A 21095-nucleotide genomic window follows, 5' to 3' on the forward strand; every position below is an offset into this window, starting at 1 on the left:
ATCTTCTCGCTTGATACTTAATCGCGCAAAGCAGGGCACTATCTTGGACCAACAGGCAAGCCAATCCAGCATCTTCACACTCCGTGAACTGAGTTTTTCGGTTCCGGGCCGGACCTTATTGCAGCCACTGTCATTGACGTTTCCCCAAGGGAAAGTCTGCGGGCTCATTGGTCATAACGGTTCCGGTAAATCGACATTATTAAAAATGCTGGGTCGCCATCAACCGCCATCAAGTGGCGAAGCCTTGCTTAATGATGTGCCATTGGCCGTGTGGGAGAGCAAAGCTTTTGCCCGTGAAGTGGCGTATTTACCGCAACAGCTGCCTGCGGCTGAAGGGATGACAGTGCGCGAATTAGTCGCCATTGGCCGCTATCCGTGGCACGGCGCATTAGGCCGTTTTCGTCAGGAAGACCGCCAACAAGTGGAAGAGGCGATTGCGCTGGTAGACTTAAAACCGCTGGCTAACCGATTAGTCGACAGCTTATCCGGCGGTGAGCGCCAACGTGCCTGGCTGGCGATGATGGTGGCCCAAAACAGCCGCTGCCTGCTGCTCGATGAACCGACTTCGGCACTAGACATTGCGCATCAGGTTGAAGTGTTGGGGCTGATTCAGCGTCTTAGCCGTGAACGTGGCCTGACAGTGATTGCGGTACTGCATGATATTAATATGGCGGCCCGCTACTGTGACCATTTAGTGGCACTGCGTGGCGGGGAGATGATTGCACAAGGCCCCGCTGACAGTCTGATGCAGGGCGCGGTATTGGAACAAATTTACGGCATCCCGATGGGAATATTGCCGCATCCGGCTGGTGGCGCGCCGGTAAGCTTCGTCTATTAATGAAAACCTATCTCCCCATGGAACAGCCCCATTTAGCCACACCGGATCTCACTCGGCGCAGACTGCTCGCCGCGTTGGCCTTATCGCCACTGCTGTGTTCATTGCCCGGATGGGCGGTGAATCCGCCTAAAGCCGATAGTCGGCGCGTCGTCGCCCTTGAGTGGCTACCCACTGAGCTACTGCTCGCTTTGGGGGTTACGCCCTATGGTGTGGCAGATACCCATAATTATCGGCTATGGGTTGAGGAGCCAGAACTGCCTGCCAGTGTGATCGACATCGGCCAGCGCACTGAACCCAATCTCGAATTGCTCCAACAAATGGCACCGTCGCTAATCCTGATGTCGCAAGGTTTCGGCCCTTCGCCGCAAATGCTCACGCCTATTGCTCCCTCCATGAGTTTTGCCTTCAACGAAAAAGGCAGTTCACCGCTGGCGGTGGGCAAGAACTCATTACGTGCGTTGGGCGAACGTTTGGGTTTGGAGGCTGCCGCGGAACAGCATATCGCCGATTTTACCCACTTTATGCAGGCCGCCCGTCAGCGCTTCACGGGTAACGGCAAGGCATCACTATTGATGTTCTCCCTGCTGGATACCCGCCATGCACTGGTGGTCGGCCAAGGCAGTCTGTTTCAGGATGTTTTGAACGAATTGAACATTAAAAATGCCTGGCAGGGAGAAACCAATCTCTGGGGCAGCACGGTGGTCGGTATTGAACGTTTAGCGACGATAAAACCGGGGCAAGCAATCTGCTTTAGCCACGGTAATAGCGAGATTTTACAGCAAGTTGCTCGAACCCCATTGTGGCAGTCGATGGATTTTGTCCGCCAAAATCAGTTACACATATTGCCGCCGGTGTGGTTCTACGGCTCGACGCTTTCCGCCATGCGTTTTGTGCGCCTTTTGGGGCCAGTGTGGGGTAAAGCATCATGATGGCAAAAAATCTGCGTAACCGATGGCTGCTGGCTGCGGGATTACTGAGCTGCTTGCTGCTGGTTGCCGTGGCCTTGACACTGTACAACCTCAGTCAATTATTACCAGCATCACTTTGGGGTGAAGCCCTCTGGCAGCCCGACAGTGATGACGTGCGCCAAATGTTATTCCATTACAGCCAGTTACCTCGTTTGACCGTGGCGCTGTTAACTGGGGCCGGATTAGGATTGGTGGGGGTGTTGTTCCAGCAAGTGCTGCGTAACCCATTGGCTGAACCAGCCACATTAGGTGTGGCTGCGGGTGCTCAACTCGGCCTGACTATCGCGACATTGTGGATGCTGCCCGGCGGTGAACTGACCCGCCAATTGGCCGCAATGGCCGGTGGTATCACTGTCGGTGTGCTGGTCTTTGGTGTGGCTTGGGGCAAACGTATGTCGCCTGTCACCCTGATTCTGGCAGGGCTGGTTCTCGGCCTTTACTGTAGCGCAGTCAGTAACTTACTGGCGCTGTTTAATTATGACCAACTGCAAGGGCTATTCTTGTGGAGCAGTGGTGCCTTGAATCAGCAGGATTGGAGCACGGTGCAGTTTCTCCTGCCGCGCTTGCTGATCACCTGTGTTCTGGCCGCGTTATTGATCCGCCCATTAACCCTGCTCGGGCTGGATGATGGCGTTGCCCGCAATTTGGGGTTAGGGCTATCGCTGGCCCGCTTGAGTGCGCTGGGGCTGGCAATTCTATTCAGCGCAATGTTGGTCAATGCGGTGGGTGTGATTGGATTTATCGGTTTATTCGCCCCTCTGCTGGCAAAAATTCTGGGTGCGCGGCGGTTATCACAACGGCTGATACTGGCACCACTACTGGGGGCGTTGCTGCTGTGGGTGACGGACCAAGGCATTGTCTGGTTGGCGCAAGTCTGGCGGGAGATCCCTACCGGTGCGGCGACGGCGCTGATTGGTGCGCCGCTGCTATTGTGGCTACTACCTCGTTTGCACAGCGCCACTGCGCCGTCGATGGATTTTGGCGACAATGTTCCTGCTGAACGGCAGCGTTTGGGATTATGGATCAGTGCCGGTTTATTGTTACTGCTGGCGGGATTGACGGTAGCGCTGATGTTTGGTCGCGACAGCCAAGGCTGGAACTGGATTAGTGGTGATGAACTTCAGGCTCTGCTGCACTGGCGCTGGCCGCGCGTGTTGGCGGCGCTGGCGGCCGGGATGATGCTGGCGGTGGCAGGGACCCTGATTCAAAAACTGACGGGCAACCCAATGGCGAGTCCGGAGGTGCTGGGTATCAGCTCCGGCGCGTCTTTCGGCGTAGTGATTATGATGTTCATTGTGCCAGGTAACGCGCTAGCGTGGTTGCTACCTGCGGGGAGTCTGGGCGCGGCCGTAACCTTATTGCTGATATTGGTGGTGGCGGGGCGGGGCGGGTTCTCGCCCAGCAGAATGTTACTGGCGGGGATTGCGCTGAGCACCGCCTTTACCACGGTAATCACCATGTTGTTAGCCAGTGGTGATCCGCGAATGCGCGGCTTGCTGGCATGGATTTCAGGCTCTACCTACGCCGTTGATGGTCCACAGGCGCTGAGTACTGGCTTCATTGCCTTGGTGCTGATTGCATTGGCCCCGCTGTGCCGCCGTTGGTTAATGATTCTACCCTTGGGCAGTGTGACGGCTAGGGCATTAGGTATCGCGCTGGCACCTAGCCGGTTAGCTATTTTGCTCTTGGCGGCGACCATGACGGCGGCGGCTACGCTGACAGTGGGGCCACTAAGCTTCGTCGGGCTGATGGCACCTCATATGGCCCGCATGTTGGGCTTCCGGCGTGCCATTCCGCAACTGTTTATTGCCGCTATCTTGGGCGGCTTATTGATGGTATTTGCCGACTGGTGTGGTCGGATGCTGCTGTTCCCGAACCAGATCCCTGCCGGATTGTTGGCAACCTTTATTGGGGCCCCCTATTTTGTTTATCTATTACGTAAGCAGGGGCGGTAGGAGCTTATTCGAATAATCACCAGCTTCAGCTATGGATAACTGAAGCTGGTGTCAGATACACCTATGGCATATTTACAATAATAATCATTGAAAAATAATAGCCGAGTAAATAATGTTACTGTATATCTAAAAATTATCTTTTAAATTCAGAGAAAACTTCAACTCAATAGTAAAATAAAAATTCCATTCTTCCTTAATGTGATTTAACTTTAATGCTACATAGAGATATTACACATAAAGTATTCTATGATAATATCAAACCCCAGATAAACTTGGTCAGTTGTTATTCTATGATTTTCTGTTGATTATTAGTCTTCATGATTTTATTTGCTTGATATAAATAACTCTTTGGTTTGTCTGGTTACTTTGCTTGATAGTAACAAATTATATTAGAGGGAATTAATATGACTGAGCTAAATTGTGAAGAAAACAAGTCAGAAAAATATAGTGTTGGTAATGAAAGAGTAACAAAAGCTGTGCTCATCTATGGTCTACTGGTTGTTGGCTTTGGCACAATACTCAATTCCGAAGTGTTATTTGGTTACTTTAGTCTGCTTACTGATACCGTTCAGCCAGTAATAAGTAACATGGTAAGCCACTGTCCCGTTGAGGTTAAATTGCCGGCTATTCCCATGGGGCCAACGTGGAATGGCAGTAGTGGCAATATTTAGTCACATCTAATGTTGTAAGTTATTAATAATATTGTCTTGGCTATACTGACTGTTATTAAGTCAACCAAATATTTTTTTCGTCAATATTAATTTAATTTATTAACCACCACCCATATTGAGTGGTGGTTAGTTTATTCACTGATATCAAAGTTGGGCAAAGCACCGACGTGCAGCATCCACAGTTTTCTGAATATCTTCCTTGCTGTGTGCCACAGACATAAAGCCCGCTTCAAAAGCAGAAGGTGCGAGATAAACACCCTCTTTCAACATCAGATGGAAGAAGCGCTTGAAACGCTCAACATCGCAACTCATGACATCTTGATAGCAAGTCACGGTTTGGGCATCGGTAAAGAAGATGCCGAACATACCGCCGACATGGTTAACCACCAGCGGAATATTCTCTGCTTTAGCTGCATGGAGCAGGCCCGTCGCTAGCGAATCGGTCAGTTCAGTCAGGGTCTCATGGATACCCACCTGCGCAACTTCTGTCAGACAGGCAAAACCTGCTGCCATTGCGATGGGGTTACCGGAGAGTGTACCGGCCTGATAAACCGGGCCCGTGGGTGCCAGTGCATCCATCACATCGCGGCGGCCACCGAAAGCACCAACTGGCATGCCGCCACCGATGATTTTACCCAGACAGGTCAAGTCAGGGATGACATCGTAATAATCTTGCGCTCCCGCTAATGCCACACGGAAACCGGTCATGACTTCATCAATAATCAATAACGCACCAAATTCGTCGCACAGTGCGCGCAGGCCAGGTAGGAACTCTGGCAGTGGTGGCACGCAGTTCATGTTACCGGCGACGGGTTCAACGATGATACAGGCGACGTCTTGCGGATATTGCTCAAAGGCTTCGCGCACGGTGGTCAGATCGTTATAAGTGCAGGTTAAGGTGTGTTTAGCGAAATCGGCTGGTACGCCCGGCGAGTTCGGTTGACCGAGTGTTAGCGCACCGGAGCCGGCTTTGACCAGCAGGCAGTCTGCGTGACCGTGATAGCAGCCTTCAAACTTGATAATTTTATCGCGACCGGTGAAGCCACGGGCCAGACGGATAGCACTCATGGTCGCTTCGGTACCTGAGTTAACCATGCGTACCATATCCATGGTTGGCACTAAGTCTGTGACCAACTCAGCCATTTTCACTTCCATCTCTGTTGGCGCGCCAAAGCTCAAACCGCGCTCAACAGCTTCAATCACCGCCTGACGGATCGCCGGGTGGTTGTGACCCAACACCATTGGCCCCCAAGAGCCGACATAATCGATGTAAGCTTTGCCATCTACATCAAACAAGTAAGCGCCATCAGCACGTTCAATAAAGAGTGGGACGCCGCCTACCCCTGTGAATGCACGCACCGGAGAGTTAACCCCGCCTGGAATTAACTGTTTTGCCTGGGCATACAGACTTTCGGACTTACTCATAAACTGGCTCCTGAATTGGGGTTGGCGATATTAGTATTGATGACATCAACGCTAATAGCATCCATCAGCATCAATAACTTCAGCGTTAATAACATCCGCCTTAGCAATAGAATAATGCGGCCTATTCTAAAGAACTGGCGGCGGTTATCAAATGATTGAGCATATTTAGCGGCTAGCTTGCGCAGCGTGCCGCAAATCCAACACCTTGCCATTCCAACAGTCTTAACTGAGCCAGATCATTTCATCGATGTTTAAGCAGACACTTCATCATGACGTGGACTAGACTAATGCTACTGTTTATTTACATCATTTATCATTAATAAAAAATCATACAAACCATGACTGATTCAACGCAAAATATGCCTTCCGAAGGTGAGACTAAACTCAAGCGCGGGCGTTTTATCCGCGCACTGGTTAACCGTGATAAAACCCCACTGATCATTCTTGTCATGGCAGGGGTCGTCGGAATGGTGACGGGGTTACTGGGCGTAGCCTTTGACCGAGGCGTCGATTGGATTCAACAACAAAGATTGGCAACGCTGGCGAAGGTGGCAGATTCTGCCATTTTGGTGTGGTCACTGGCGTTTATTATGTCAGCGCTATTGGCGATGGTGGGTTATTTTCTGGTGCGTCGTTTTGCTCCTGAGGCCGGTGGTTCGGGGATCCCCGAAATTGAAGGTGCAATGGAGGAGATGCGTCCGGTGCGCTGGTGGCGAGTCATCCCAGTTAAGTTTATTGGCGGCCTTGGGACATTAGGGGCTGGCATGGTGTTAGGTCGTGAAGGGCCGATGGTGCAGATGGGGGGGAATAGTGGGCGCATGATTGTCGATATTTTCCGCCTGCGCAGTCCTGAAGCTCGGCACTCACTATTAGCGACGGGGGCAGCGGCGGGCCTTTCTGCCGCCTTTAATGCGCCGTTGGCGGGGATTTTGTTCGTTATTGAAGAGATGCGCTCGCAGTTCCGTTACAGTCTGGTCTCAATCAAAGCGGTATTTGTCGGGGTGATTACTTCAACCATCGTTTATCGCTATTTTAATGGTGAACGCGCGATTATTGATGTTGGCAAACTCGGTGATGTCCCGCTGAATAGCCTATGGCTTTACCTCTTGCTTGGCATTATTTTTGGTGCTGTAGGCGTGATGTTCAATGCTCTGATATTTCGTACGCAGGATCTGTTTATGCGCTTCCACGGCGGCGATTGGCGCAAGCTGGTATTGATCGGTGGCTTATTGGGGGGGATGTGCGGCCTGCTGGCATTGATTCATGGTGAGGCGGTAGGCGGCGGCTTTACATTAATTCCTATCGCACTGGCCGGTAATTTCAGCATTGGCATGTTGATCTTCATCTTTGTTGCCCGCGTCATTACCACCTTGCTGTGCTTTGGTTCGGGTGCTCCGGGCGGAATATTTGCCCCGATGTTGGCTCTCGGTACCATCCTAGGCACCGCTTTTGGCCTATCCTGTGCACACTTTTTCCCAGAATACGGTATTGAGGCCGGCACTTTCGCTATCGCCGGGATGGGGGCGCTGTTTGCCGCTTCAGTACGCGCACCTCTGACTGGGTTAGTATTGGTACTGGAAATGACCGATAATTATCAACTTATTTTGCCGATGATTGTTACCTGTCTGGGGGCGACATTAATTGCCCAGTTTATGGGAGGTAAGCCCTTGTATTCAGCCATTTTGGCCCGTACTTTAGAGAGACAAGAACAAGCAGCATCTGCGGCAGCGCAGCCACAACCGGTGGTTGAAAGTCATACTCAAACAGGTAGATAATATATAACATTAGTCAGCAATACTTGAATGAACTACTCAGGTATTGGATAATTGATGCATAGATCAGGCTGCCATTGTAGTAACCTGCAACTCGAATACCGGTTGGGAGTGATGAGTATGAGCGACGAAACAGTACTGCCCCTACAGTTTACCGAGGCAGCAGCAAAAAAAGTTAAGCTGTTGATTTCTGATGAGGAAAATCCAAATCTGAAGCTGCGGGTTTACATTACCGGTGGCGGGTGCAGCGGGTTCCAGTATGGATTTACTTTCGATGATCAGATCAACGATGGTGATATGACCATTGAAAAACAAGGCGTTGAGCTGGTCGTTGATCCGATGAGCCTGCAATATTTGGTCGGCGGCGCAGTGGATTACACCGAAGGGCTGGAGGGTTCGCGCTTTGTCGTAACTAACCCGAATGCGAAGAGTACCTGTGGGTGCGGTTCTTCCTTCAGTATCTAAATTACCCTTCTTCCTTAACGCTTCAACGGTATTAGCGGCACTCGCTCTCTTGAATCACTGACTTGAGTAAGCTCATCAGGACTCATTCGTTTGCTGCCTTGCTGAAACGCCAATGATTTTGGGTAATCACTTTATTCCTACGTTGGAAATAGAGCCACCGCCAAAATTTTGATAAAAAAAACCGCAACATTGTGTAAGCTGCGGTTTTTTTACATCTGAATCTTACCATTCTACAGTAATCAATTGCGCCATTTGACGAGCACTGTTTTTACCCAGTTGCGAGCCATCTGGAACAATAAAGGCATGGCTGATTTTAGGTTTCGTCACCAGTCCACTTCCTTTATGACACTGTATTGTTGGGTCGTTCACTTTTAAATCATTGGCTATGTGTACATTCTGATTCGGTGACTGCACCTGACAAGATGACACGATAGTCAGGCGTATATCTATTGCGCCACCCAGCCCCTGGGCCAGTGACTGACCAGTAAAAAATACCAGCCCAAATATAAGAAAAGTAGATTTCATGATTTTAACTGCACTTAAACTGTCGGTGTCCACTCAGCCAGCTAAATGGGGATATCCTTCTTACTTGACGCTGCAGCGTTGTTAGCTGCGAACAGTAATGATTTTAGAGAGATATTGGCTAATAATTTAAAAAATTGAAGATTTAAATCCAATCAATACAGATGCTTTATCTTGGTTGACGGGATCATTAAGAGAACGAATAGACTCGGTGAGAGCCTATTCGTTCGCCTGAAAGCCTAAATACTCAGCATATAGTACAAAAAATACGCTTTATTTGACAGGGAATCTTGTGGGAGCGGATATTAATGCTCAATTTCAAACGTTGGCAGTTTCAAACGCCAGCGAATAGCGGCAAGGCGGATACCGAGTGTGATTACCATCCCCAGCATCATGGCTTGCTGCAATGGCATTCCAAAAGTATAGAATGCGGTAGCATGAACGATGCCGCCGATGATACAGGCTGTGGCGTAGATTTCAGTGCGCAGGATCATTGGGATCTCGCGGGCTAATACATCGCGGATAATCCCGCCACCGACACCGGTGATGACCCCCATACAGATAGCCACCAGCGGGCTGGCATCCGCAGCAAAGGCTTTGTTGACGCCAATACCGACGAATACCGCCAAACCAATGGCATCGAGTACTGGTAGTATCCACTTCGGTGTTCGCCTTGGCTGACGCACCAGTAAAATAGTGGCCAGGCAGGTCACCATTGCGACGACCAAATCAGTGGGATCTTTTACCCAAAATACCGGGCCATTGGCTAATGCCATATCACGTATTGTGCCGCCACCAACAGCGGTCACCACACCCAACACTAGCACGCCAAACGGATCCATTCGCAACTTCCCCGCCAGCAGTACACCAGAGATAGCAAATACCGCAGTACCTAAAATATCCAGCCAATAAACCAGCATTAATGTGACTCCGCCACAGGGGATGGAAGGCTGGCCATTTGTTGGCACAGCTGCTTAGCGGCCAGCAGAATACGTGGGCCAGTGCGATTAAACCAGTCCTCATTAAGGGTTATCACGGGTACTGCAAGCTGAGGCCGCCAGAAGGCGCTGATGTTCTCGGCTTGAGACTTATCACCGCTTACCACAATCACCTGTGGCTGGCGGATCATCACTTGTTCGCGGCTCACCTGCGGCCAAGGAACTCGGCTGCCCGCGAAAATATTTTCTCCCCCACAGAGGGAAACTATCTCGCTCTGCAATGTATGCCCGGAGCTGGTAAATAAGGGCTGTGTCCCAAATTGTAGGAAGGTGCGTAGTGGCGGTTTACGGGTGTAGTGGCGGCGCAACTCAGCGACTTGCTGACGGAGCTGCTCAGCGGCCTGATGGGCTTGCTCAGGATGGGGGCTGTGTTGCGCCAATTTATCCAGATCACCAGCAATTTGGTCAATATTTACCGGATCAGAATAGAAGATCGGAATACCAAAAGAGGCCAGTTGATCCAGTGGACGTTGTGGGTTCCCGCCACGCCAGGCAAGGATAAGATCGGGCTTGAGTGCCAGAATACGCTCGACATTGACCCCTTGCCACGACGCCACATGTTCCAGTTTTTTTGCTGCTTCGGGATAATCGGAGTAAGCACTTACAGCCACTAGCTTATCCCCCAGCCCAGCGGCAAAGGCCAACTCGGTGGTACTGGGTGACAAACTGATAATCCGCTCTGCCGCCCGTGCCTGCGAGGAGAACAGGCTAAGGGCAAACAGCCCGAGCAATAATAGGATAATCGCTCGGGCTAAGGTTATTGCAGCTTGTGCTAAGGGAGGGGTATCGAACCGCGCCATTAACCGCGTTGAGCCAGCGTGGTTAACATGGCTTCGATCATGAGCGTCGACTGTTTAGCGGCGACCACTAAGAATTCATCAAAGCTCAGGTGAGACTCTTGATCCGCCACATCTGAAATGGCGCGCACGACAACAAATGGCGTATTGAACAGGTGGCAAACATGGCCGATTGCTGCGGCTTCCATCTCAACCGCTGCCACTGTCGGGAAGGTGGTACGAATACGTTCCAGTGGGGCGGCACCGTTAATAAATGCATCGCCGCTGCAAATCAGGCCGCGCACTGCGTTTAAATTCAATTGCTTGATACAACTCTCGGCCAGTGCAATCAGATCGCTATCAGCAACGAAAGCGGCTGGGCAACCGGCCATTTGGCCCGGTTCATAGCCGAAAGCAGTGACATCGGCATCGTGATAGCGAACCTCAGTCGACACCACGATATCGCCCACTTTCAGGCTAGAAGCCAAGCCCCCCGCAGAACCGGTATTGATCACGATATCTGGCTGGAAATGTTCCAGTAGCAAGGTGGTTCCCATGGCCGCCGATACTTTACCGATACCTGATTTCAGCAATGCGACGTCCACGCCATTAAGTTGGCCGCTGTAAATTTCGCAACCTGCGCGCGTTAAGGTTTGGCGATTTTCAATTTTGTCACGCAGCAGCGTCACTTCTTCTTCCATTGCACCAATAATGCCGACTTTCATATGGATACCTGCTGATTTTAAAGAGTGGATTAACCTGTAATTATCGACATACAGTTTATCAGCTAAGTGAGATATTCGGGTAGCTAAGCAGAGATAATGCGTAATGTGCCGCAGTTCATACGTTATCAATTGCTTCTACCGACAAGAGTGGGTATCACTGTTTGTATTGAAATATCAGGGGGAACTATGTCTGGGATCGACTTTAAGCAGAAAATCAGTTTTCAGCGGCCGTTTGGTAAATCCAGTTCGGCAGAGGATGAGTATGAGATTACCCGGGTATTTGAAAGCGATCGTGGGCGTATTGTAAACTCCGCCGCCATTCGGCGTTTACAGCAAAAAACACAGGTATTTCCGCTAGAGCGCAATGCCGCCGTCCGTAGCCGCTTAACCCATTCGCTGGAAGTCCAGCAGGTGGGTCGTTATATTGCCAAAGAGATCCTTAATCGTTTTAAGCAGGATAAGAAAATCACGGCCTATGGGCTGGATAAGTTACTCGATCCTTTTGAAAGTATTGTGGAAATGGCGTGCCTGATGCATGACATCGGTAATCCCCCCTTCGGCCATTTTGGTGAGTCGGCGATCAATAACTGGTTTACCAAGCAGATGGATCCGAATGGCGGAGGCATTGAGCCTCGAGGCAAGGATCATTGTCAGGTCAATACGTTGAAGCTGCGGGAAGGGGAAGCCGAACTCAATGTGCTGCGCAGTAAAATCCGCCATGATTTGAGCCAGTTCGAAGGTAACGCGCAAGCGATACGGCTGGTTTACAGCTTATTAAAACTGAATCTGACTTATGCTCAGGTGGGCTGCATTCTCAAATATACTAAACCGGCATATTGGTCAGGTGATATTCCTGCTTCCCATAACTATTTGATGAAAAAGCCTGGTTTTTATCTTGCCGAAGAGAGCTATGTTAAAGATTTGCGCTGTGAACTCAATATGGGGGAGTTTGACCGTTTCCCGCTGACCTATATTATGGAAGCTGCCGATGATATTTCTTATTGTATTGCCGATTTAGAAGACGCGGTGGAAAAAAATATTTTCAGTGTTGAGCAACTTTATGATCATATGGGGCAGGAGTGGGGGGATGTCACCCATGGCGATTTGTTTGATAAAGTCGTGGGAGGGGCTTTTCGGCAATTAGGACGCGAACAAGGTCGGCGCAGCACCGAAGATCAATTCTTTATGTATTTACGGGTAAATACGGTGGGGAAATTGGTTCCACATGCCGCACAGCGTTTCATTGAGAATCTACCCGCCGTTTTTTCCGGTTCGTTTAATCAGGCATTATTAGAAGATTCCAGTGCCGCGTGTAAATTACTGCAAATTTTTAAAAAGGTCGCCGTAAAACACGTATTTAATCATCCGGAAGTAGAACAGCTTGAATTACAAGGATATAGAGTCATTAGTGGGTTGCTCGATATTTATAGCCCGCTATTAGCTATGTCGCAAACGGCATTTACGTATTTAGTTGCAGAAGATAGCCACCGTCAGTATCCCATTGAGACGCGATTATTCCATAAATTATCGACTAAACATCGGCTGGCTTATGCTGAATCAGTGGAGCGGTTACGTAATTTACCGCCAGAACAACATGAGATATATGAATATTATTATCGTGCTCGTTTAATTCAGGATTATATTAGTGGTATGACTGATCTTTATGCCTATGATGAATATCGGCGCTTAATGGCTGCGGAATAGTATGCGGGTAAATTGAATTGCCCGTTTAATTAACTGTAGTTTTGTAAAGACGGACAATATTTTTTACTATTCTGATTCTTGGGTCTATGAACTTCATCCCCCATATTCAATCTTACTATGCAAGACGACATTGGTCTGCAAAATACCATTTATTGAATCATTATTAATTGTATAGCGAGAATAGGAATAGATGAAGAAAACAACTTTAGTGTTAAGTGCATTGGCATTGAGCATCGGTTTAGCCATGGGGCCGGTTTCTTCTGCCATTTCGGCAGAAACGGCGTCTTCTAGCAGCCAGCAGCTCCCTAGCCTGGCGCCAATGCTAGAGAAAGTGATGCCTTCTGTTGTGAGTATTAATGTGGAAGGTAGCACCCAGGTAAGCAATGCTGGTGCGGGTGGTGTGCCACCGCAGTTCCAGCAGTTCTTTGGCGACAACTCACCATTCTGCCAAGACGGTTCTCCGTTCCAGGGTTCTCCAATGTGCCAGGGTGGACAGGACGGTAAAGGTGGCGTGCCAAGCAAGCAAGACTTCCGTGCGCTAGGTTCGGGGGTCATTATTGATGCCGCTAAGGGTTATGTCGTTACCAATAACCACGTGGTGGATAATGCGACCAAAATCAACGTCAAGTTGAGCGATGGCCGCAGCTATGAAGCGAAAGTTATTGGTAAAGATCCACGTACGGATATCGCGCTGTTACAGTTGAAAGATTTTAAAAATCTGACCGCTATTAAAATGGCCGATTCTGATCAATTGCGTGTCGGTGACTATACCGTTGCTATCGGTAACCCATATGGTCTGGGCGAAACCGTGACTTCTGGTATTGTCTCTGCTTTGGGTCGTAGCGGCCTGAACGTAGAAAATTATGAAAACTTTATCCAAACTGATGCGGCGATTAACCGTGGTAACTCTGGTGGTGCTTTGATCAACCTGAACGGTGAGCTGATCGGGATCAACACGGCGATTTTGGCACCAGACGGCGGTAACATCGGTATTGGCTTTGCCATCCCAAGTAACATGGTGAAAAACCTGACATCTCAGATGGTTGAGTTTGGTCAGGTGAAGCGCGGTGAACTGGGTATCATGGGGACTGAGCTGAACTCTGAGCTGGCAAAAGCCATGAATGTCGATGCGCAGAAAGGGGCCTTTATTAGCCAAGTTATGCCGAAATCTGCTGCGGCTAAAGCTGGTATCAAGGCGGGTGATGTCATTGTTAGCATGAATGGTAAACCAATCAATAGTTTCGCTGGTTTCCGTGCCGAGATTGGTACCCTGCCGGTTGGTAGCAAAATGACCTTGGGTCTGCTGCGTGATGGTAAACCTGTCAATGTGGACGTGACGTTAGAGCAGAGCAGTCAGGCACAAGTTGACTCAGGTAATCTCTATACCGGTATTGAAGGTGCTGAGCTGAGCAACTCTGATGTTAATGGCAAGAAAGGCGTGAAAGTTGATAGCGTGAAAGCCGGTACTGCTGCTGCACGCATCGGACTGAAAAAAGGTGACATCATCATTGGGATTAACCAGCAACCAGTCCAGAATCTGGGTGAGTTGCGGAAAATCCTTGATGCCAAACCATCGGTATTGGCATTAAACATCCAGCGTGGTGATACCTCACTCTATTTGTTGATGCAGTAACAGGTATTCATGTCGCCAAATAAATGGCGTCAAAGGGGGCGCAGTGATTTATCGCTGTGCCCCTTTTTATTTCAGCTGTCGGACGAATGTTACGCTGCCCCCAAGTAGCTTTTGGCGGCATGGCGGACATTCTTTATCTCATCTAACAACTCAAACCATTCTGGTTGCAGCTCCTGCAAGTCTGTTTGTTGACGCAATTGCTGCTCAATTATCATGCATAACTGTTTTAGCCGTGGTACACCGCTACATGCGCAACTGCCATGGAATTTATGAATCAGATTCAGGATGTCGTCGTCATTTTTCCCTGCCAGAATAGCCTGCACGCGGTCTGTGACATGCGGCATAAACGCTAATAGCATGGTTAATAGATCTTTAGCGAGCGCCTCTTTATTAGCCGCTTGCCTGACGGCCAATGGCCAGTCTATTGCCCCTGCATACTCAAGTGACACGCTTGGCCTGATATCATCCACCCGCTTACGTGGTGGCGAACTATTGTGCTGATAACGGGAGAGTGCTTGTATCAATCGGGCTTCATCAATAGGTTTTGCCAAATAATCAGCCATGCCCAGTTTTAATAACTGTTCTTGCTGCCCCCTCACTGCATGGGCTGTGACGGCAATGATCGGCGTGTCCAGATGATGGGACATCTGATGGATGATTTCGCTGGCGCGGATGCCATCAATTTCTGGCATTTGAATATCCATTAAAATGATATCCAATGTATTTTCGCGAGCGTAGGCAATGGCTTTCGCCCCGCTGTCACAGAGCACAGTTTCTGCAACCTGCTCTTCCAGCAGGGTGCCAATCAATTTCAGGTTAGCCGGATTGTCGTCAACGGCCATCACTTTAAACGGCAATTTAAGCGGCTTCTCCGCTTGTTCCTTGACCAGTGATAAACCGAGCGGTTCTTCAGATAGCAATATAGGAATCAATCGATTGGATGATAATGGCTTGATGAGGCATGCTTTGGCACCTAACAGTTTAAGCTGCTCGGCCTCCACCTGTGACTGACTTGGCAGCGCCAGAATCACCCGCTCAGAGATCTTCATGGCCGCCATCAGTTTATCCTGATGAACAGCCATATTAGTGCGGAACGGAATAGGCACACCGACCAGTAGAAAATCATAATGCTGCACCGGTAGTTGCGCTAACGTCAGGCTATGGGTTATCTGCAATGGCGTGACGCTGAGAATATCCAATGTGGCCCTTGCTGCGGAGGTATTGCGCTCGATATAGGCCAGCGTTTTCCCCTCTAAATATGACATGTCGGGTTGGCGATAAGAGAGTGTTTCGTTGAGATCCAAGGTGAGGTGGAATCTGAAGGTAGATCCGCGATCCACTTGGCTATGGAAGCTGATATCACCCCCCATCTCTTTGACCAATCTTTCGGTAATCACCAGTCCAAGCCCGGTGCCGCCATGGCGGCGTGAGATACTGGCATCCGCTTGACGAAATGCCTGGAATAACTGGGCCTGCTCCAATTCGGAAATTCCGATGCCGGTATCGTGAATTTCGACTACCAGCATTACGCTTTGTGCCGTTAACGTCTGCACCGCCACCACAATATCGATATTGCCCTGTTCAGTGAATTTAATCGCATTACCAAGCAAGTTCGTGACAATTTGCTGCAAACGCATCGCGTCCCCAACCACCTGCTCAGGGACATCATTGTTAATCTGCAGTGTCAATTCCAGCCCCTTCTCATGGGCGGTGTGCGCCAGCAAGATAACGACTTCATCCAGCGAGCCACGGAGCGAGAAGGGGATATGCTCCAAAATCAGTTTTTCGGCTTCCAGTTTGGAGAAGTCCAGCACGTCATTAATGATGCATAACAAGTTGTTGGCCGAGCGCTGGATCGTTTGCAAATAATCGGTTTGCGTCGGTGTCAGTGAGGTTTTCAGTGTTTGGCGGGTAAAGCCAATCACGCCGTTTAGCGGGGTTCGCAGCTCGTGGGACATGTTCGCCAGAAACTCAGATTTAATGCGCGCAGCTTCCTGAGCGCGCTTATTCGCCAGCCCCAGCTCGACGTTTTGTATCTCCATCTGCTCCAGTGTTTCACGCAAATCTGATGTGGCTTGATCGATATTTTGCTGCATCTCTTCGTGATAGGCCGCTAACGACATCGCCATCGAATTGATACCATTTTTCAAAATATTCAGCTCACCGAGCATGTGTCCTTCGACCCGACTATCTAACTGCCCTCGGCGGATCCGGTCTACAGCATTCACCATGTTGCGGATCGGGCCGGTGACATCGCGCATCAGGCGATAAGCAAACAAAATCGCCACACACATGCAGAACAGCAGCAGTAGGGTCGAAATAAAGATCTCTTTATATTGCTGCAAACGCACGGATTGCAGATCCAGATCGATAGCGATATAGCCCAGTGGTCGGCTGGTGATATCGGAATCTGACTCCCGATCACTGGATAAATTGGATTCGGAGACAATGGGCATGCGCATGACCAGAGAGTCGCCGCGATAGGAGAACATTAACGAACGGGGAATGGATTCGCCTTTGGGTAACCTTAATTGTGAGGAATTGTAATTATAGTTAGATGTGACGAAAAGATTGTTATCTGCGTCGAAAACTGAAATTGACCGAACAATATTTGAGTGACGACGATGAAAGAGGTTTATCAACTGTCGGACGGTATCGCGGTTACGGAAGGTCATTCCGTACTCACTGGCAACTGCCAGCGGTTCAATAATGTTAGTACCAGCGTTAACTATTTGGTTTTGCAACTCATTGTAGCGATTGACCATAAAGGAAGTGCTGAGTAACAGCCCAAGAAGCAGCGTGGGGGCCAGGATTAAAATCATCATGCGCGCGCGAAGACTGTATTTGGTCATGGTATTCCAATGTGGGAGAATTGGCAGCTAACGAAACTGATGCTCGATCAATCATTATGGCGCAATTCTACTCTGCAAACCGACGTGTGACGACCCGACAAACGATAACTGTGACAGTAAATTCTCTCGACCCTTTTGGTCAGGGCGTTGCGCGCCACCAAGGTAAAGCTATTTTTATCTCCGGAGCTTTGCCGGGAGAGCAAGCTGAAATTGAGCTGATCGAACAAAAACGCCAGTATGGCCGTGGCAAACTTAAACGTTTACTGAACCAATGCAGCGAAAGGGTCGCTCCTCCTTGCCCTCACTTTGGAATTTGTGGAGGCTGTCAGCAGCAACACGCCTGTAGCCAACTGCAACAAACCAGCAAAGCCGATTCGCTCTCGCGGTTGATCTCGCGGGCGGTGGGGGGCTGCCCTGAGTTAGACCCGGTTATCTGTGGACCAGAATATGGCTATCGGCGGCGGGCGAGATTAGGACTGCTCTATCAGCCCAAACAGCAGCGATTACAAATGGGATTCCGCCAAACCGAGTCTCACGATCTGGTCAGTGTGAAGCACTGCCCCGTACTTCGGCCTGAATTGGAGCGCCTGCTGCAACCACTTTATCAGTGCTTATCTGCCTTACAGGCCGTGCAGAGATTAGGGCATGTGGAGCTGGTCTTGGCTGACAACGGGCCGTTGCTGGTTTTACGCCACCTTGATACCCTGAAAGAGGTAGATCGCTCGGCGCTAACCGATTTTGCCAAACGAGAGCAAGTGACGGTTTATCTGGCTGGCGACAGTGAGAATCTGGAAAAACTCATCGGTGAAGAACCCTTTTACCAAATCGACGGTCTACGCTTAGCATTCCATCCGCGAGATTTTATTCAGGTCAATGATACGGTCAACCAGCAAATGGTGGCTCAGGCTATCACTTGGCTGGATGTGCAGCCGGACGAACGGGTGCTGGATCTGTTTTGCGGCATGGGGAATTTCACCTTGCCGCTGGCAAAGCGTGCGCGGGAAGTTGTCGGGGTGGAAGGAGTTGCGGCGCTGGTGGCGAATGGGCAGTATAATGCGCGGAACAATGCATTACCCAACGTATCATTTTTTCATGAAAATCTGGAATCCGACATCAGTTGTCAGCCTTGGGCGGCACAGGGATTCGATAAAGTATTATTAGACCCCGCACGCGCTGGTGCTGCTGGGGTCATGTCACATATAGTTAAACTGGCGCCAAAGCGAGTGGTGTATGTTTCGTGTAATCCCACTACGCTGGCACGGGATAGTCAGGTGTTGTTAGCCGCCGGTTACCGTCTTGCTCAGGTGCGAATGTTGGATATGTTTCCCCACACCGGGCATCTTGAATCTATGGCGCTGTTTATGCAGGCGTCAGGGGTCGCAAAGTAGGGAGAAGTTATGGTTGCGGTACGAAGTGCACATTTGAATCCAGCGGGCGAGTTTGCGCTCGACGATTGGATCGCCAGTTTGGGGCTTCCCAATCCGCAGTCATGTGAGCGATTAGCCGAAACCTGGCGTTACTGTGAGCAGCAGACGCAAAATCATCCCGACGCCTCATTGCTGCTGTGGCGCGGCCTTGAAATGGTTGAAATCCTTTCCACCCTGAGTATGGATAATGACAGTATGCGCGCGGCGCTACTGTTCCCGTTAGCGGATGCTAATGTGGTGGATGAAGCCACCCTGACTGAGCAATTCGGCAAAGGCATCACCTATCTGGTGCACGGTGTGCGCGATATGGACGCCATCCGTCAGTTGAAAGCCACCCATAATGACTCCATGAGCTCTGAGCAAGTGGATAACGTGCGCCGTATGCTACTGGCGATGGTGGAAGATTTCCGCTGCGTGGTGATCAAACTGGCAGAACGCATCGCGCATCTGCGTGAAGTGAAGGATGCGCCAGAAGAGATCCGTGTTCTGGCCGCCAAAGAGTGTTCCAATATCTATGCGCCGCTGGCTAACCGCCTCGGGATCGGCCAGATCAAGTGGGAACTGGAAGACTTCTGCTTCCGTTATCTGCACCCCGATGAATATAAGCAAATTGCCAAATTACTCCACGAACGACGTATCGATCGTGAGCAATTCATTGATGACTTCGTTGCTTCATTGCACAAAGCGATGGCGGATGAAGGTATCAAAGCTGATATTTATGGGCGTCCCAAGCACATCTACAGTATCTGGCGCAAAATGCAGAAAAAATCGCTCGCTTTCGATGAGCTATTTGATGTGCGTGCTGTGCGGGTGGTGGTGGAGCGCTTACAGGATTGCTACGCCGCACTGGGGATTGTGCATACCCATTTTCGTCATTTACCTGATGAATTTGATGATTACGTCGCTAACCCTAAACCCAATGGTTATCAGTCGATCCATACTGTGGTACTCGGTCCGCGCGGAAAAACCTTGGAAATTCAGATTCGTACCCGCCAGATGCATGAAGATGCCGAACTGGGGGTTGCTGCGCACTGGAAGTATAAAGAGGGTGCGGTGGCCGCAGGCCGCTCTGGTTATGAAGGGCGCATTGCTTGGTTACGTAAACTGATTGCTTGGCAGGAAGAGATGGCCGACTCCGGCGAGATGCTGGATGAAGTGCGCAGTCAGGTATTTGACGATCGGGTGTATGTGTTTACCCCGAAAGGCGATGTTATTGACTTACCTGCTGGTTCTACGCCACTGGACTTTGCCTACCATATTCACAGCGATGTGGGCCATCGGTGTATCGGCGCGAAAATCAGTGGGCGCATTGTGCCCTTTACCTATCAGTTGCAGATGGGTGATCAAATTGAAATCATCACTCAGAAACAGCCAAACCCAAGTCGCGACTGGCTAAATCCTAACCTCGGTTATGTCACCACCAACCGAGGGCGATCCAAGATACATAACTGGTTCCGAAAACAAGATAGAGACAAGAATATTCTTGCTGGTCGGCAGATGTTGGATGACGAACTGGAGCATATGGATATCAGCCTGAAAGAGGCTGAGAAGCTACTGGTTCCGCGCTATAACATGAATTCTATGGATGAAGTGTTGGCGGCCATTGGCGGTGGTGATATCCGTCTGAATCAGATGGTGAACTTCCTGCAAGGGAAACTGAATAAGCCGACGCCGGAAGAGGCTGATTTAGAAGCATTACGCCATCTCAAGAATAAAACGCAGCAACCGTCGCGTAATGCCAGCAAAGACAGCGGGCGCATTGTGGTCGAAGGTGTCGGTAATCTGATGCACCATATTGCTCGCTGCTGCCAGCCGATCCCCGGTGATGAAATTATCGGTTTTATCACGCAGGGGCGGGGGATATCGATCCACCGCGCCGATTGCGAACAGTTAGCTGAATTGCAATCTCACGCGCCAGAACGGATTGTCGATGCTGTCTGGGGCGAAAGTTACTCCAGCGGCTACTCGCTGGTGGTGCGGGTCACTGCCAACGATCGCAGTGGACTGTTGCGTGATATCACCACCATTTTGGCGAATGAAAAAGTCAACGTGCTAGGTGTTGCCAGCCGTAGCGATACCAAAAAGATGATGGCAACCATCGATATGGATATCGAGATCTATAACTTGCAGGTGCTGGGTCGGGTGTTGGCTAAATTGAATCAGTTGCCGGATGTAATAGACGCCCGTCGCCTCCACGGTAACTAGTGATCTTTAAGCGGCTACTACGCTTTGGCATATTGATATTGGGCAGTGCTCGCCCTCCTCATGTACTACGTGTACATTCCGGGGGCTGTGCGCTGGCCGCAATCAATCTGCCTGCGCTCGCGACGCCTCGAGTTTTAAAAACTAAAAAGTGAATAAATT

The 21095-nt window shown here is 50.0% G+C and carries 17 protein-coding genes; 10 read left to right on the top strand and 7 right to left on the bottom strand.

Translation table 11 applies throughout. The annotated features are described in order from the left end of the window. The first annotated feature begins 43 nt into the window (after window positions 1–43). The 4 genes from fhuC to ACZ76_RS12785 all read left to right on the top strand — a co-directional run bounded on the left by fhuC (window position 44) and on the right by ACZ76_RS12785 (window position 4432). A complete protein-coding gene (gene fhuC / locus ACZ76_RS12770; RefSeq protein ID WP_072081153.1) occupies window positions 44–838 on the top strand; it encodes a Fe3+-hydroxamate ABC transporter ATP-binding protein FhuC in 795 nt (264 codons plus the stop codon). Beyond that, window positions 838–1767, top strand: a complete 930-nt coding sequence (fhuD, locus tag ACZ76_RS12775) for a Fe(3+)-hydroxamate ABC transporter substrate-binding protein FhuD (protein ID WP_048619253.1) — start codon at window positions 838–840, stop codon at window positions 1765–1767. The genes fhuC and fhuD overlap by 1 nt, the downstream gene beginning before the upstream one ends. Continuing rightward, complete coding sequence (gene fhuB / locus ACZ76_RS12780) at window positions 1764–3761, top strand: Fe(3+)-hydroxamate ABC transporter permease FhuB (RefSeq protein ID WP_074007668.1); 1998 nt, start codon at window positions 1764–1766, stop codon at window positions 3759–3761. Before fhuD ends, fhuB begins: the two co-directional genes overlap by 4 nt. 404 nt (window positions 3762–4165) lie before the next feature. Next, entirely contained in the window at window positions 4166–4432 is a 267-nt protein-coding gene (locus tag ACZ76_RS12785; RefSeq protein ID WP_048619254.1) for an E492 group microcin, read from the top strand. Window positions 4433–4576: 144 nt separating this feature from the next. On the opposite strand, the gene hemL is transcribed toward ACZ76_RS12785, so the two are convergent. Continuing rightward, window positions 4577–5857: a glutamate-1-semialdehyde 2,1-aminomutase gene (gene hemL / locus ACZ76_RS12790; RefSeq protein WP_048619255.1), complete on the bottom strand. Its 1281-nt coding sequence runs from the start codon at window positions 5855–5857 to the stop codon at window positions 4577–4579. After that, window positions 5854–6069 carry a hypothetical protein gene (locus ACZ76_RS19210; protein WP_144413913.1) on the bottom strand — a complete coding sequence of 72 codons (216 nt, stop codon included), beginning with the start codon at window positions 6067–6069 and terminating at the stop codon, window positions 5854–5856. The genes hemL and ACZ76_RS19210 overlap by 4 nt, the downstream gene beginning before the upstream one ends. Window positions 6070–6195: 126 nt before the next feature. Between ACZ76_RS19210 and clcA the strand changes: the two genes are divergently transcribed. Both clcA and erpA read left to right on the top strand, forming a co-directional pair. Further along, window positions 6196–7632, top strand: coding sequence for a H(+)/Cl(-) exchange transporter ClcA (gene clcA, locus ACZ76_RS12795; RefSeq protein WP_048619256.1), 1437 nt, complete (start codon window positions 6196–6198; stop codon window positions 7630–7632). A 117-nt stretch (window positions 7633–7749) separates the two neighbouring features. Next, window positions 7750–8094, top strand: coding sequence for an iron-sulfur cluster insertion protein ErpA (erpA, locus tag ACZ76_RS12800; protein WP_005276505.1), 345 nt, complete (start codon window positions 7750–7752; stop codon window positions 8092–8094). Window positions 8095–8316: 222 nt separating this feature from the next. Here erpA and ACZ76_RS12805 read toward each other — a convergent pair whose 3' ends face one another. The 4 genes from ACZ76_RS12805 to mtnN all read right to left on the bottom strand — a co-directional run bounded on the left by ACZ76_RS12805 (window position 8317) and on the right by mtnN (window position 11115). After that, complete coding sequence (locus ACZ76_RS12805) at window positions 8317–8619, bottom strand: hypothetical protein (protein WP_048620289.1); 303 nt, start codon at window positions 8617–8619, stop codon at window positions 8317–8319. Window positions 8620–8921: 302 nt separating this feature from the next. After that, window positions 8922–9536 (bottom strand): TRIC cation channel family protein, encoded by a 615-nt coding sequence (locus tag ACZ76_RS12810; RefSeq protein WP_025379458.1) that lies wholly within the window; start codon window positions 9534–9536, stop codon window positions 8922–8924. After that, window positions 9536–10414, bottom strand: a complete 879-nt coding sequence (gene btuF / locus ACZ76_RS12815) for a vitamin B12 ABC transporter substrate-binding protein BtuF (RefSeq protein WP_048619257.1) — start codon at window positions 10412–10414, stop codon at window positions 9536–9538. The genes ACZ76_RS12810 and btuF overlap by 1 nt, the downstream gene beginning before the upstream one ends. Then, window positions 10414–11115 (bottom strand): 5'-methylthioadenosine/S-adenosylhomocysteine nucleosidase, encoded by a 702-nt coding sequence (mtnN, locus tag ACZ76_RS12820; RefSeq protein ID WP_048619258.1) that lies wholly within the window; start codon window positions 11113–11115, stop codon window positions 10414–10416. Before mtnN ends, btuF begins: the two co-directional genes overlap by 1 nt. A 186-nt stretch (window positions 11116–11301) precedes the next feature. Here mtnN and dgt point away from each other — a divergent pair, with 186 nt between their 5' ends. Together dgt and degP are read left to right on the top strand one after the other, a co-directional pair. Further along, complete coding sequence (gene dgt / locus ACZ76_RS12825) at window positions 11302–12819, top strand: dGTPase (protein ID WP_048619259.1); 1518 nt, start codon at window positions 11302–11304, stop codon at window positions 12817–12819. A 190-nt stretch (window positions 12820–13009) separates the two neighbouring features. Beyond that, window positions 13010–14452 (top strand): serine endoprotease DegP, encoded by a 1443-nt coding sequence (gene degP / locus ACZ76_RS12830; protein WP_048619260.1) that lies wholly within the window; start codon window positions 13010–13012, stop codon window positions 14450–14452. 89 nt (window positions 14453–14541) lie between these two features. Here degP and barA read toward each other — a convergent pair whose 3' ends face one another. After that, a complete protein-coding gene (barA, locus tag ACZ76_RS12835; RefSeq protein WP_048619261.1) occupies window positions 14542–17304 on the bottom strand; it encodes a two-component sensor histidine kinase BarA in 2763 nt (920 codons plus the stop codon). 56 nt (window positions 17305–17360) lie between these two features. Between barA and rlmD the strand changes: the two genes are divergently transcribed. Both rlmD and relA read left to right on the top strand, forming a co-directional pair. Continuing rightward, on the top strand, window positions 17361–18692 hold the full coding sequence (gene rlmD / locus ACZ76_RS12840; RefSeq protein ID WP_048620290.1) for a 23S rRNA (uracil(1939)-C(5))-methyltransferase RlmD: 1332 nt from the start codon (window positions 17361–17363) through the stop codon (window positions 18690–18692). A gap of 9 nt (window positions 18693–18701) precedes the next feature. After that, window positions 18702–20936, top strand: a complete 2235-nt coding sequence (gene relA / locus ACZ76_RS12845) for a GTP diphosphokinase (RefSeq protein WP_048619262.1) — start codon at window positions 18702–18704, stop codon at window positions 20934–20936. Window positions 20937–21095: the final 159 nt, after the last annotated feature.

The sequence above is a fragment of the Yersinia aleksiciae genome, from assembly GCF_001047675.1.
Classification (GTDB): domain Bacteria; phylum Pseudomonadota; class Gammaproteobacteria; order Enterobacterales; family Enterobacteriaceae; genus Yersinia; species Yersinia aleksiciae.

Excerpts from the sequence above, each read along its gene's own strand:
- fhuD (WP_048619253.1), top strand. The coding sequence starts at position 838 with ATGAAAACCTATCTCCCCATGGAACAGCCCCATTTAGCCACACCGGAT.
- fhuB (WP_074007668.1), top strand. The coding sequence starts at position 1,764 with ATGATGGCAAAAAATCTGCGTAACCGATGGCTGCTGGCTGCGGGATTA.
- ACZ76_RS12785 (WP_048619254.1), top strand. The coding sequence starts at position 4,166 with ATGACTGAGCTAAATTGTGAAGAAAACAAGTCAGAAAAATATAGTGTT.
- hemL (WP_048619255.1), bottom strand. The coding sequence starts at position 5,857 with ATGAGTAAGTCCGAAAGTCTGTATGCCCAGGCAAAACAGTTAATTCCA.
- ACZ76_RS19210 (WP_144413913.1), bottom strand. The coding sequence starts at position 6,069 with ATGGCAAGGTGTTGGATTTGCGGCACGCTGCGCAAGCTAGCCGCTAAA.
- clcA (WP_048619256.1), top strand. The coding sequence starts at position 6,196 with ATGACTGATTCAACGCAAAATATGCCTTCCGAAGGTGAGACTAAACTC.
- erpA (WP_005276505.1), top strand. The coding sequence starts at position 7,750 with ATGAGCGACGAAACAGTACTGCCCCTACAGTTTACCGAGGCAGCAGCA.
- ACZ76_RS12805 (WP_048620289.1), bottom strand. The coding sequence starts at position 8,619 with ATGAAATCTACTTTTCTTATATTTGGGCTGGTATTTTTTACTGGTCAG.
- ACZ76_RS12810 (WP_025379458.1), bottom strand. The coding sequence starts at position 9,536 with ATGCTGGTTTATTGGCTGGATATTTTAGGTACTGCGGTATTTGCTATC.
- btuF (WP_048619257.1), bottom strand. The coding sequence starts at position 10,414 with ATGGCGCGGTTCGATACCCCTCCCTTAGCACAAGCTGCAATAACCTTA.
- mtnN (WP_048619258.1), bottom strand. The coding sequence starts at position 11,115 with ATGAAAGTCGGCATTATTGGTGCAATGGAAGAAGAAGTGACGCTGCTG.
- dgt (WP_048619259.1), top strand. The coding sequence starts at position 11,302 with ATGTCTGGGATCGACTTTAAGCAGAAAATCAGTTTTCAGCGGCCGTTT.
- degP (WP_048619260.1), top strand. The coding sequence starts at position 13,010 with ATGAAGAAAACAACTTTAGTGTTAAGTGCATTGGCATTGAGCATCGGT.
- barA (WP_048619261.1), bottom strand. The coding sequence starts at position 17,304 with ATGACCAAATACAGTCTTCGCGCGCGCATGATGATTTTAATCCTGGCC.
- rlmD (WP_048620290.1), top strand. The coding sequence starts at position 17,361 with ATGGCGCAATTCTACTCTGCAAACCGACGTGTGACGACCCGACAAACG.
- relA (WP_048619262.1), top strand. The coding sequence starts at position 18,702 with ATGGTTGCGGTACGAAGTGCACATTTGAATCCAGCGGGCGAGTTTGCG.